A 14,190-nucleotide genomic window follows, 5' to 3' on the forward strand; every position below is an offset into this window, starting at 1 on the left:
TTTAATAATAAAGCCCCTATTTTGGGGCTTTATTATTAAAAAACAGTTTTTGTTCTGGCTTTCGAATTCACAAGTTCCCGTTTTTAGATACATTCGGCGTAAGGTAACTACTGCACGGCAAAACGAATATTTAACCGTCCCCCGGGTGCCGTATCTCCATTTATATACCAATCTAGCGGATCATCTTTCATCATATTATCGGACCACTTAAAATCAACAATGTACTTCTCTTGGGTAAGGCCTACGAGTTTATTGGGAATTGTTATTATTAATTCCCTATCCGAAGTTTCAAATTCAATCATCGCAAAATCTTTCCAGACTCCATTCCTATAACGTTGCAATCTATCGCCACGAATTATCCGGTAATCATACCCATGCCAGCCCGAATCAAAATTCTCATCAACATTCAACCATAGCACCATCCAGTTTTCCTTGTCGCTTTGGACTAACTTGTTTGCTGATTGGACGTAGAAACCCAATTTTTCATTAGAAACCGCAACCTTCAATGTTTGTAAATCATTCCGACCTGATTCATTCACGTACTGTACTTTAGGTTCGGATTGGGCGCCAGGATGATCTCTGTTTATTATGTCACCAACATAATCCACATACAATTCCGGAATATTCGTCCATGCTCCTATAGCGGGTACTTTGGTCACTTTTTGGATGGGTTTTAGGGTGTCGGTGCCTTTATACCGAAGAATATTCGCGATCATTTGCATGTAATAATTATCCTTCAATCCTCCCGTCCAGGTAGGTTCTATATCCCGACTATATTCCGAATTTGCTTGATCGACAAAAAGGACTTGGTCTTTCTTATCATCTGACCGAGCCCATTTTCCTGCTATCCATTCATTCCAACCGGTAATAAATATAAACGGTACATCTTCGCCCAGCGCAAAATTCCATTGTTCCTGTATATTATATCCATAAAAGATATCCTTTTCTGGATTTCCAGGGTTGTTCTTTCGAAAGCTTCGCCCCCAGTTCCCGGCAGCACCATAGAAGGCAGAGCCACCCATAGACGCATCTAAATTCGGATGTTGTGCGGCCGAAACGTTAACAATTTCGCGTTCGCCACGATTGTTTTTATAAACCTTTTGCGGCCGCTGGAATTCTATCCATGGCCATCCATCTACCCGCTGCGGCTCGTTTGGCCATTGCGATTCCCGGATGGTAAAGAATTTTTCATAATTCTTTCCTTCCGCTTCGTTCCCTTTACCGATGATCAGTGGCTTGTTATCTAAGAAATACCAATTGTCTTTATATTTTTCATCTACTTTTTGCGAATAGAAATTATCATAAATTTCTTGCATAGCCTCGCCAGAAGCTGTATTCGTGTAGAAGACTAATTTGGGAGCCCGCTTGCCCTGTTTTCTTACTGTTTCCATAGCTGCTATCAATGACTTCACTTGATCGGGGTAGGTCAATCGATTCGTAGCGTCAATGACTAAAAAGTCAATCTGCGCATCGGTAAGTAGCTGTATGTTTTTTAAATGCACCCAATAATCATCCCCTCGGTAGTATCCATAAATAGGTTCTCCCCAGAAATAATATTTACCAGGACCGGCAGAACCGCCACCCCAATTCGGATGATGAAAATCATGAAATACTTCGGGATAACGCTGATATAATTTTGTTAAATCCCAATGGACTTGCGATGTGGGTGAGCCAGAGTGTCCTTGCCACAAAAAGTAAAATATACCGACCTGCTTGTCTTGCTTTTTATCGCCTACCTGCTGATGTTGCGGTACTATTCGTCCTAAATCATCGGCAGCCGAAAAGACCTGTCCTTGTAAAGAGATACTCATGAAAGCAGGCAGAATTAGCAGTAATTGCTTGCTTATAGCTTTAATCATATTAAATTTTCAAGATTATCGATAAGAAATTTTGGTTCCATAGCGCTATTTGCTCGTGTTATAAATAAAATTAAATCGGCCTCCGGGAGCAGTATCTCCATTCACGTAAAAGTCCATGATATTCCCGATTTCTTGCATATTATCATTCCACTTAAATTCCAAATCGAGGACGCTTCCACTGATGCCTAATAACTTCTTTGGTAGTGATATCTCAAGCGTGTTAGCCTTTACCACAAAAGTCACTTCTCCGATCGCCTCCCATTGCCATCGGCCCGCAACATTCCGTTCTACGCTTACTTTCCCGGCTTTTGGATTTCGCCTGTTGACCATATATTCATAGCCATTCCATCCGGTACGCTTGTCTCTATCGGCATCGATAAACAGCATCATCCAATTCGGGTCTGTCGACGGTGTTAAATTTTCCGCTGTTTCTACATAAAAGAATAACGTATCATTATCTCGAGCAACTTTAGCTTCAACGATATCGTTTCTACCGGTGTTATTTGTATAATATTCACTATATCTCCCACGGTGATCTCTATGCATGGTATTGCCCACGTAATGTTTGTACACCGGAAGTACATCTTCCCAATCGCCAGCTTTCCCGAGCACGATAGACTTCGGTTGCGAGGCCGTTGCGATGGGATTCATCCCCTTGAACCTACGAACATTATCAACCAACTGCTGATAATACACATCGCCTTTATCACCCCAACCTTTATTCGGTTCAATATCTCTACTGTGATTCCAGTCGTATTGATCGACAAAGGAGAAAGGATCTCCTGTCCAACTATCTTTAGGCAACCACTGCCCCGCAGTAAATTCGTTCCAACCGGTAATAAATACCAACTCCGGGTCCAGTTCATGCGCTCTGTCCCACTGCTCTTGGAAATTCCATCCATATAAATAACCGTCTATTCTGGGATCAAAACCATTGCGCATACTAAAGTTCCTTCCGTACGTGCCTGGAAGGTTAAAGGCAGAGCAATGACCGTCTGTCGAAGGACCCGCATTTTGAGCTACACCAACCGCGACTTGCTCAAATTTACCGCCGTCTAGCGGGACGTAACCATGCTGCGGATAATTTTCCAACCACCCCCACTGATCTTTACGCGTAGGTCCATCGACATAGTCCGGCTGTCCAGGCCGGAAAGTAAAAAAATTAGCGATTTTCTTATCGGTACCCGATTTTTCTAAATTGTCAGGATAAGCCATTATGCCGGGCTTCCCTTTCCAGATAAACCATAAATTTTTGTATCGGCCCGGTTCGTACACATCTTTATACAACTGGCGCAGCGAGACATCAGAATTTGCTACGGGACCAAAAGGCAGCATAAAAGCAATTTTCGGGACATTGACACCATCTTTTTGCGCCTGATCCCACGTTGCCAACAACGCTTCGTAGGACTCCTTCCAGGTCAGGCTGCCATTGGTACAATCAAAAAATACAACGTCCACGCCAGCATCAGCCAGCATTTCGGCATGCTTGCGGAGCACCCAGGGGTCAGTCGTTTTGTAATACCCGAAAAGAGGCTGTTCCCAAAAGAAGAAACCGGGCTTCTTGGTACCCCAGGCGGGGTGATTATAATCCTTCATCGCTTCGGGATGCGCTCGAACAATCTCCGTAATATTCTTTACCTGGTAGCTCGTATCATCTTCCCCTTGGTGCCAAGTCCAGTAGAACATGGCAACGGTTTTATCTTTCTTTTTGGCTCCCGCCTGATCAGGACCAATAACTTTTCTTCCTAACGCGTCGGTAAACGCCCAATCGTTACTGCTGACATAAGGCACCTGTTGGGAATGTGCACTGACCGAAAATATTAATATCAGTACCAATAATAAGTGTGATAATCTATTCATCATAAAAAGTATATGTTTTCCGGAGGCTAGTCAAGCCATCCGGGATTTTGCCAATTTTCGCCAGTTAATTCAAAGATTTTGTTAACTTCCGTTTGATCGACCGGGTACAATAAAAACTTCTCGTCCGAACTTCCTCTGTCCCGAAATTTGAATCGTGTATATGTTAGGTTCGTGCCATTCCTTTGAATCCGCATGCCCGTAATAAACTTATCAGTTTGGTCTAATATTTCCCACCTTCGTACATCGAAATACCGATGCTCTTCAAATGCTAGTTCAACCCTTCTTTCATTTCGATATCTTTTTTCAAACGCATCTTTGGTTAATCCCTTTTGAATAGCAGGCATCTCCGCTCGTGCTCTTATGGTATTCACCGCCTGTCGGGCACTTAATCCCAGGTTAGCCTCCTCCACGACCACATCTGGTCCGACGGACTGGTAGGCGGCTTCGGCAAAATTCAAGTACAACTCACCGAGCCGGAACAACCTGACTGCGCCATCTGAATTGTTGCTCGATCCGGAACGATGGTTATTAAATTTTCGTAAATAATACCCGGTCCGGGTAAACCGTCTATCGGTACTGGAAATCCCTTCATTGCCGCCTACGAAAGTTTCAACTTGCTTGCCGGCTAGATCTCTATCTGCTCCATTAAAATAAATTGAAGCATAAAAGCGAGGATCTCGTCCTTCGTACGGGTTATTGGGGTCGTAACCCGAGGTCGTATTTATTTCAGGTTGCAAATGGTCCGCATCGGCATAGCCTAAAATAGCCGGTTCACCATTCGCCATTTCGTAACTATCGATAAGCTCTTGTGAGGGATTCGGTCCGGCCCTCTCCATCCCCGGATTTGTCGGCAGACCGGCATTTTTCCACATGAGCATCTGGCCACCCAACTGGTAGATCGTCTCCTTATCGACCGATCGCTGGTCATTGGAACTCGTAATAAAATATAAAGCATATGCATTTTGGGCGATGCCCTCGGCGGGCTTAACATCAAACAATTTATAATCGTTCGCTAGGCACGCTGCTAAAGCCTCAGCGGTAATTGTCGTGGCATCCGCCCAAGAGTACGTACCATCGGTCCACAAGGAGCTAGCCGCGTAGGTTACTGCCTGGGATTTAATAGCATAGGCTATCGCACGGGTCATTTTTCCAAATTGATTTTCATAGATCGCCCAAGAGAAACCCTCCCTGGTGTCGTCAACCTTCAGTGCTTCATCACAGTCATTCATTATAAAGGCAACGACCTCTGAAAACGAAGATTTATGATCTTGTGAAAAATCATGATCAATGGCTAGCGGCTCTTCGAATATAGGCACCGAACCATATCTTTTTATCAACTGGAGGTAATACAATGCCCTTAATGTGTGGGCCTGTGCTATCCACCCACTTTTTTCTTCTTCACTAGCATATACGGAGGCTGTTTTAATTTCCGACAAGAAAACGTTACATTTTCTTACTCCTTCATATAACCTCGACCACGGGCTCCCATCAGGTGAATAACTTGCAAAGCTCGTGGTCGTAATATTTCCACCGTACCACATGGTGTATTTTGAACCGTCAATTACATCGTCTGCATCTTGCGCTTCATCTGTAAATGAGGACCGCGTGACGTCTGGCATTGGTGCATAACCGTAGCATGAATTCAAGTATCCCCTAGTTCTGTTATAATCGCTAAATACCTCGTTCATACTTATACGGCCATCACTCGGTAAATCAAGTTGCTTGTTACACGAGGTTGATACGCCTATGAGCAGCGAAGCGTATAAGATTTTTTCATATAGTTTCATAATGAAAGTTCTGTTTATTGAATAATTTATTCACAAAATTTTATAGCTTTAGATTAACTCCAAAGCTATATACTCGGTAAACCGGAAAACTCATGTAACCTGCGCCTTCGGGTCCAAAATCCTTCGTTTTCATTTTATCCCAAGTAAACAAATTTTGACCGGACAACACGATACGAATTTGATCAAAACCAATCCTTTTAATATTATTGTTTGACAAAGAGTAACCGATTTCTAAATTTCTCAACCTTAAATACGATCGATCAAAATTAACAAAGTCACTCTTTTCATGATTCACGGATTTTTCTGTGGAAAGTGCAGGCCAACTGATGGTTTGTCCATTATCATAGCGCTCCTGTGTCCAAGCATTCTGATGCAAAGCGGTAAACATTCCACCGTTTGCCGTTTCCCAAATCCCATTTCCATCCATCATGCTCGAATAGTTGCCTAAACCTTGGAAAATAAAGTTCAAATCGAATGCATCGTACTGGAATCCTCCTGAAAAAGAATAGGTAATTTGCGGAATTAGCCCATTACCAACTGGCCCTTGGTCCCTCTCGTCGACCGTCCCATCCTCATTTAAATCTTGGTACCGTAAATCTCCTACTCGAATATCACCAAATCCGTAAGAGAGACCGGATGCATCGATTTCCGCTTGGGAATTGAAAAATCCATTTCCTTGGCTATAATCTACTAAATAGCCAAACTCCTGCCCGAATGAATAGCCTTCCTCACGAATACGATATGCAAAATCTGCGGTTCTTTCCGCTTCATTCCACCGGATAACCTTATTATGATTCTTTGAAAATATCCCCGCCAGGAAATAGGAAAGTCGGTCATTTACGCGGCGATCAAATCGCAGGCTCAATTCATAGCCTTTATTTTCAAATACCCCTTCGTTTAACTTCGGATAGTTACCTAGCGGAATCCCCTGATACGACGGTATGGTTGCTACGGCTCCCACAATCATATTGTCCATATCTTCTTTAAAGATATCTGCCGTAAAAGTAATCGCGTTAAACAGACCCAAATCGAGTCCTATATTTGTTTTGGTAGAAATCTCTGCCTGCACGTTGGGATTGCCGGTCTGATTCTCCTGTACCAAATATTGCAAATAACCGATAGGTCCACCCGGCTGAACGAGTATTTGATCTAAGTAGGCATATCTTTGCAGGCCGCTCTGGTCGTTTGCTGTTTTACCCCACGATCCCCTTAGTTTTAATAGACTTAACCACGGTTTACTGGAGGCCAAAAACGATTCATTACTCGCGATCCAGCTCGCGCTTAACGCAGGGGTATATAAGTAGCGATGCGATCGCGCATATTGCTCGGAACCCGAATATCCAAATACACCTTTTAACAAGTACCGATCGTCATAATTGTATACCACTTGTGCGCCCGTACTGAGCCGTTTATAAGGCAAAAGTTCTGGTGCATTGGTGTTGGATTTTGTTAAATCTTGAAATAGACCGTAAGCCATGGCGTCAATTTTATGATCGCCAAATTGGCGTGAATAACCTAATTGTCCTTTATAGGTAAGATGGTAGTAGTAAGAATGGGTTTTTGAATAGCCCAGCGGCGTATTATTTTGCTCCCCTTTTTTTGTAAACTCCAGCTCATCCCAGTCTTCCGAACGTAAGAAACGCTGATAGTCTTGTTTGGTCGCCAAGCTACCCACTGAGTTGGTTTGATAAGCAAAGATCCCGGAGAGATTCAATCCTGGCGTTAGAAAGCTCATATCCAGATCTAAACCAAACTGCGAACTAATATTTGTTACCGTATGATTTACATATCCTGACCTATTGAGTATCCCATAGGTGGGGTTATCAACACGGTCGGTCGTCACGATCTGTCCCGCTTCAACAAGGACATCGCCATTGTCATCCAAGATCTCTGGTGTCAATGGTCCATAGCTCGTCGGCGGCATAAGAAAGATACTACTGTAGGCACCTTCATTTGATGCTCCCCCTGGAACTTTCTCCCTTTTAACATTTCCACTTAATCGTAGAAATCCACGAAGATACCTGTTAAATTGAATATCAACATTTGAGCGATAATTTAACCATACATTTTTAGGATTTGCATCGTAGTCCGTTGACTCGGTATTAAAATATCCGCCCTGATGCATAAAATTTAGATTCGAAAAATAAGTCACTTTGTCGTTTCCTCCAGTTACATTTACCCCCACCCGTTGCATGGACGCATATTCTTTCATGTAACGTTTATACCAATTATTACTCGGGTATAGCGGAGAGTCATTGGACTGGTAATGCGCTATTTCATCCTCGGAAAACAGGCTAAAAGGACCTAATCCGTCATTAATACCGGCTTGGTTGCTCATCTGCGCGTATTCCAGCGCCGAATACATTAACGGTGTGGTGGTCATCTGCTGGAAGGATTGATCCAATCGTGCTTTGATTTCTACCGCTCCTTTTTTTCCTCTTTTTGTTTTTACCACCATTACACCGTTTGCCCCTTGGATACCATAAATAGCCTGCGTGGAAGCATCTTTCAAAATAGTAATCGACTCAATTTCATTAGGTGATATATACTCCAACGACTGATTACTATTGTAAGATGTCGGGATACCGTCTATCACTACTAGCGGATCCCCTTTTCGTGCAGCTGATATTCCTCTAATAAATAGATCGGTGTTCGCCCGAGAAAGCTCTGAAAATGTTTCTTGTGTGGTCAATCCGGCTAACCTGCCCGCGAAAGTTTGGCTTAGATTTGCTACGGGATGTCTTTCTAACACGTCGCCCGACACGACGGAAACTGCACCGGTTAGCTCGTTACGTGTAACACTACTATAACCCAGATCAATCACTTGATCCATGTGATGGTTATCGGTTGTGAGTACCACTGTTAAACTGTCATGCTGCGATTGGACACTAACATTTTTCGAGCGATAACCTACTAATTGAAAACTCAGCTGATCGACGGGCTCGCCGAATTCCAAAACGAAAGTGCCATCCCAGCTCGTTGAAGTTCCTGCCCTTTTATCTTCTGTGGTAATAATTACATCCTTAAGCGGGCTCTGAAATTCATCAACAACCTTCCCCGTTATTTTTAATGGCTCTTCCTGCGCAATCAACTTGAAGTTGGTTAACGTAAGTACAAATACAAGAACGTATAACTTAAAATTTATTCGAAAATTTGTCATCGTATTACTTTTAATAATTTTACCATCCTGGATTCTGCCAATTTTCTCCAGTTATCGAATTCATCCTATTTGCCTCCGCCAATGGCATTGGTAGCCAGATAAACCGATTCGCGTAGTTACGCCGCTCGACATCTCGTACGACTCTCCGATTGTACGTATAGGTGCCATCTGCATTTCGGGTAATATTCATCGCGGTAAGCCATTTGTCCGTTTTTTCCAAACTTTCGTTTGGCTTTGCCCATCGTCTCACATCAAAAAATCTGTTCTCCTCAAATGCCAATTCTACCCTTCTTTCATGTTTAACACGCATAATCATTTCTTCCTGATCGAGCCCTAAGGGGATCGCAGGCATGCCTACTCGATCGCGGATCTCATTGACTGCGGCAGCAGCCTCTTGCAAGTGCCCCGCCTGCGCTGCTGCTTCAGCAAAATTTAAGATCACTTCACCCAATCGGAATAATTTTGTATTTGCGCCAGCAACAGTATTATTGGTACCCGCAGTTGGATGTAAAAACTTCCTTTGGTAATAACCTGTCCTCGTGCCCTTTCTGGCGGTTCGGCTAATACCCGTTTGCGGTTCACCAGCATAAGTGGCGATGATTCTCGCCCTTGCTCCAATCCCTGCAGGAAAGTTCTCCGGAGATTCGGCAACTTCGGCGAAATTCCAGAAAGCATACCTCTTTGAGCCGTTGTAATAAATGCTTGCGTAGAACCGCGGATCGCGGTTAGCATATGGATCATTCGGGTCATAGGTCGTATTATCTTTATTGTAATTGGGCTGCAGATGTTTTTCATCTAAATAAGGGTTTGCCAAGTCGAGAATTGGCTCTCCATCCACCGTTTCGTAGGCATCAACCATTTCCTGTGTCGGACAGGTACCAGTTTTATACCCGTCCTGCGCACCGATTCCGTCGATATTCCAAATATTTCCTTGACCGTCTCGACTTTGCCATATCGTCTCCTTATCGACTCTAGTTCCAGAGAACTGCATCCCCTGCGTAAAATATTCATTATACAACGATGCCTTCTCATCCACCTGCGGACCGATATAAGAGCGGTCCGAAAGATAGGTTTGTGGATAGTTCACTTTATCGTAAAGTTGGTATCCATTATTTCGCAAATTAGCTAACGATTTTTTATTGATCTCATAGGCTTGCTCCCAGTAATTCTCACCACCGTTATTCTGCGCGCTCGCAGCAAATAAAATCATTTTCGATTTTATCGCTTCCGCGACAGCCTTGGTTATTCTATGTTGCTCCCCTTGATCTGTGATTGTCCATGGTAATTCTTCGGTGGTTAGCGCGGCATCGCAGTCTTCAATAATAAATTTTACAAGTTCATAATAAGTTGGTTTTTGCGTGTCCGAAAAGTCCACATCAAATTCTATAGGTTCCCGCATGATGGGAAGAATAGCGCCATACCATTTCAGGAGCTCATGGTAATAATATGCCCGAAGCAGATGTGCCTCTGCTTTCCATCGTCTACGATTCGTTTCACTGTTTACAACAGCATCATCTATATTTTTGATAAAAACAGCACAATTTCTTATTCCGGCCCAATAGCGATTCCAGTAGTCTCCATTTCCCACCTCGGCACTAACATCTGTCATCGGGTGGTTATTTGCAGAGGCGTCTCCGTTATAGACGCGCCCCGACATTAACGTTGGTTCAGATTCCGCATCTGTATCCCACGCTTCATCACTCCATACAACAGGACCGCGCATCCAAAAAAAGTATCGCGTGCCTTTTGCCGGAATTTGATCATAGCAACTATTCAGAAAAGCAGCAACCTTTAGATTATCTTGAAATACATCATCGATAGAAAAATATCCATCGGGCGCCATTTCCAACGGCTTATTGCACGAACTAAATCCGCCACACAATATACAGGCGAGTGTAATTCTATATACGTATTTTCTTAAGCTCAAATTCATGATTCATACATTTTAAAAAGTAACACTTAATCCCATATTCCACATCTTGGTTACGGGATATCCTATCGGATCTACATTCTCGGGATCCAAATGGTCCATCGATAACTTATCCCAAAGGAATAAATTATGCCCACTCACATAAACCCGAAAGGCTCTCACCCCAACAGATTGCAGTACGCTGGCGGGTAAGGTGTAAGCCAGTTCAATGTTCCTCAACCTCAGATAAGACCTATTCATGATGAAATAATCATTACTTACTTGATTCGTATTGCTTTGGGTACTTAAAGCAGGGTAAGTTATCTCCTCGCCATTGGCATACCGCTCGGCAGTCCATGCTGTTTTATGATATCCGAAATAAGTGCCTTGGTAAGTATTCTCATATACTCCTTGCGTACCACCCCAGGGACTTGCATAGCGGCCCACGCCTTGAAAGAATGCAGATGCATCGATTCCGGCATACGAAACCGTTAGTCCAAATCCATAAGTTATCCCTGGAATCCCAGACGCACCTATAGGAACTTGATCTTTATCATCGACAACACCATCTTCGTTCAAATCAGTATATTTAAAGTATCCGACCCGTGGCACGCCAAATCCATAGCTGGTTGTTGATAAGTAATCATCCAGTTCTTCCTGGCTGTTGAACATACCGTTGCCATTGCTATAATCGATTTTATAACCGAAAGATTGAGCTAGCGCGTAGCCTGTACTCCGGTACCGATGTACATACGTCTCATCCCGAATAGGTTCATCGATAAATTCTACGACATTTTTATTCTCGCCGTAGTTTCCATTAAACGTGAGGTGTAGCTTGTCAGTTAACGCCTTTTTATAACTGAGCTCGATCTCAAAGCCTTTATTGTTGACAATACCCATATTTACCTTCGGAATATTGGATAAGGAGATACCCTGAAATGAAGGCACAGACTGTCGTTGGATAAGAATTTGGCTTCTATCTTCTATAAAATAATCAACGGCGATGTTTAGGTCTTTAAATAGGCTTACATCAACACCATAATTTTGCTTTTGCGCAAGCTCCCAAGTGATATTTGGATTACCAATTAAACCTTGAATAACACCTTGACCGCTTCCGGCATTTCCAGGCACTGTTGCCAATGACCCCAAGGGTCCGCCACCAAGCGTATTTTTGGTTTGGTAAAGAAACCTTAAGTTGCCCATTTGGTCATTACCAACCTTACCATAAGAAGCTCTAAACTTCAAGCTGCTAAGCCAGTCATACTTCGGCATAAAAGGTTCATTACTTAAAATCCATCCTACAGAAAAAGCAGGGAAAAAACCAAATCGTTTACTGGGTGCAAATTGCTCGGATCCGTTATACCCCATATTTACTTCTGCTAGATAACGGTCATCGTACGCATAGGTAAATCTTCCTGCAACACCAATTACATTAAATGGAATTTCACCTGCGACAGTTTCCCAATAATCTCTTTGCGCCAGAATCATCCCACCAACATCGTGTTTATCGGCAAACGTCCGTACATAATTTATGCTCCCTTGCAAGTTAATGCTGTATCTCGAATCGGCGCCTTTTGTTAGGCTTAAAAGCTCTTCTTCAGACCTTTTAACCGCATAGTTCATCGTGTTTGAGGAAGGGACAACTTCAGCTAAATATAAACGCTCGCGTTTATAACCTTGCGCCGCAGTTGTCGCGCGCGCATCATAGGACATCATACCTTTTACACTCAGACCCTTTACAAACTTTTCCAGAGAAATATCCATACCTAAGGATACATTCAGATCCGATCTGACTTCATTCCTGTAACCCATTCTATTTAAAATTTCGAATGCAGATCGATCCATATACCCAGGATCGACAATTTGCCCTGGTTCAACACCAAATCCATCAATCGTCGTCGGTCCCGGAGTAATCGGTAAAATAGATTGCGCCTGATAAATTAAGTCACGCATCATCCAATTGGTATCTCCACCGTACATACCGGCCGAAGGCATATTTACCTGTTCGATATAGGTTCCAATATTTAAGAAGGACTTTACGTATTGACTAATTTTATAATCTAGATTCGACCTGAAATTATAGCGACGCATCCAAGAAGAAGGGTCGTAACCCAATTTTTCCTCGGGTTCAGTTATTAAATTACCGCCTTGTTTTAAAAAGGCCGCATTCACAAAATAGCTCATCTTCTCTGTTCCTCCCGACCCGTTAATATTAAGCCGGGTTTGGGGGGTATTTTTAGCAATGAACTCGCGATAATAATCGTGATCGGGGTACATGTAGCTCAGCACTTTTGCCTGCTGGTCATATTCCGGGTCATTCGGATCCAGGCCCGCTAACGGGTTTGCGTACTTGTCGATAATATCTTGTGAATATGGCGCCTGAAGACCGTCATTTAAAGACGATTCATTACGCAGGTTAAGGTATTCCAGTGAAGTTAATCTTTCGGGTTCTCGGGTGAACGAGGTCCAGCTTTGGTCAAGACTGGCATTAAGTTCCATCTTTCCTTCCTTACCGCGCTTTGTTGTAACAAGTATAACGCCATTCGCTCCCCTTACGCCAAACACGGCGGTAGCTGATGCATCCTTTAGTACAGTTACCGATTCAACTTCATTCGCATCGAGCGTTCGAATATTATCGCGAGGCACGCCATCAATTAAAATCAAAGGTGATTGCCCATTAGTCGTCGCCGCTCCACGTAGGAACATAGTCGCATCATCTCGCCCGGGTTGTCCCCCACCACGCTGCATTGCCGAAAGCCCTGGTAACTTACCTGCTAAAGCGACCGCCAGACTTGCCGAAGGACTTTTCTTGAGCTCATCGCTCCCAACAGAAGAGACCGCGCCTGTCACCGATATTTTCTTTTGTTGCCCATAGGCGACTACGACAACCTCATCTATATCTTCCCCCTGCTTGAGTAAATTAACAGAGATGTTCTTGGATGAACTTATATCCATATGCTGCGGTTTATAACCGATATAGGTAAAGCTTATCGTCTCGTTTTTTGGGAGTTCGAGTTCGAACCGACCGTTTTCATCACTAGATGTAACGATATCGCTATTTAAAACCCGGACGGTAACCCCGGACAAGATCACCTTGGTCTGCGAATCTCTGATGGTACCTTCAATCTTGAATCCACTTTGTGCAAAAAGGGGGATCCAGCTGATCGATAGAATAAGGAAAAGACAGAATGACTTGAACAAAAAACTTTTCCAAAATAGTGTTCCTTTCATCTTTTTTAGGTTAGTTAGCGTGTTATAGGTTGTGCTCGTATTAAATCGATAAAATAATCTTTCAATACCAGCGTAAATCTCTCTATGATTTTTTGAAAAAAATCGTGAAATCAATAAAGAGTTACTGTAATTTGGTTAGACCTTTAGGTGTTTATATTGAGGTCGGTTTATGTTATTGATTTTCTCTACTCAAAACTAATTATATAGCTATAAAATCCCATCCTGTACCGTCCTGATCGCCACTAAAGTTTTGATTACCAATAAAACAATTACGCGTATTAAAGACTTGCTAAATCAATTAACGTCGTTCAATTCTCTAGAAATATAATTAACAAACGGCGCTAAATAACGCTAGATATAGTTCGTTATCACGCTATCAGGACA

At 43.0% G+C, this 14,190-nt stretch carries 6 protein-coding genes; all 6 read right to left on the reverse strand.

From position 1 onward, the window contains the following. Nucleotides 1–107: 107 nt before the first annotated feature. The 6 genes from FM107_RS08815 to FM107_RS08840 are packed head-to-tail and all read right to left on the reverse strand — an operon-like array spanning nucleotide 108 to nucleotide 13,806. Entirely contained in the window at nucleotides 108–1,859 is a 1,752-nt protein-coding gene (locus FM107_RS08815; protein WP_086948137.1) for a hypothetical protein, read from the reverse strand. 45 nt (nucleotides 1,860–1,904) lie between these two features. Further along, nucleotides 1,905–3,722 carry a hypothetical protein gene (locus FM107_RS08820; protein ID WP_218778945.1) on the reverse strand — a complete coding sequence of 606 codons (1,818 nt, stop codon included), beginning with the start codon at nucleotides 3,720–3,722 and terminating at the stop codon, nucleotides 1,905–1,907. A 23-nt stretch (nucleotides 3,723–3,745) separates the two neighbouring features. Beyond that, complete coding sequence (locus FM107_RS08825; protein WP_086948138.1) at nucleotides 3,746–5,506, reverse strand: RagB/SusD family nutrient uptake outer membrane protein; 1,761 nt, start codon at nucleotides 5,504–5,506, stop codon at nucleotides 3,746–3,748. 40 nt (nucleotides 5,507–5,546) lie between these two features. After that, nucleotides 5,547–8,666, reverse strand: coding sequence for a SusC/RagA family TonB-linked outer membrane protein (locus FM107_RS08830; protein WP_086948139.1), 3,120 nt, complete (start codon nucleotides 8,664–8,666; stop codon nucleotides 5,547–5,549). Nucleotides 8,667–8,685: 19 nt separating this feature from the next. Next, nucleotides 8,686–10,599, reverse strand: coding sequence for a RagB/SusD family nutrient uptake outer membrane protein (locus FM107_RS08835; protein WP_086948140.1), 1,914 nt, complete (start codon nucleotides 10,597–10,599; stop codon nucleotides 8,686–8,688). A 12-nt stretch (nucleotides 10,600–10,611) separates the two neighbouring features. After that, the gene (locus FM107_RS08840) at nucleotides 10,612–13,806 is read right to left on the reverse strand and encodes a TonB-dependent receptor (protein ID WP_143559462.1); all 3,195 of its coding nucleotides are present in this window, start codon (nucleotides 13,804–13,806) and stop codon (nucleotides 10,612–10,614) included. Between the last annotated feature and the right edge of the window lie 384 nt (nucleotides 13,807–14,190).

This window comes from Sphingobacterium sp. JB170, assembly GCF_900163865.1.
Taxonomy (GTDB): Bacteria; Bacteroidota; Bacteroidia; order Sphingobacteriales; family Sphingobacteriaceae; genus Sphingobacterium.

Coding starts and splice junctions, on each gene's coding strand:
- FM107_RS08820 (WP_218778945.1), bottom strand. CDS start 3,722: ATGATGAATAGATTATCACACTTATTATTGGTACTGATATTAATATTT.
- FM107_RS08830 (WP_086948139.1), bottom strand. CDS start 8,666: ATGACAAATTTTCGAATAAATTTTAAGTTATACGTTCTTGTATTTGTA.
- FM107_RS08825 (WP_086948138.1), bottom strand. CDS start 5,506: ATGAAACTATATGAAAAAATCTTATACGCTTCGCTGCTCATAGGCGTA.
- FM107_RS08840 (WP_143559462.1), bottom strand. CDS start 13,806: ATGAAAGGAACACTATTTTGGAAAAGTTTTTTGTTCAAGTCATTCTGT.
- FM107_RS08815 (WP_086948137.1), bottom strand. CDS start 1,859: ATGATTAAAGCTATAAGCAAGCAATTACTGCTAATTCTGCCTGCTTTC.
- FM107_RS08835 (WP_086948140.1), bottom strand. CDS start 10,599: ATGAATTTGAGCTTAAGAAAATACGTATATAGAATTACACTCGCCTGT.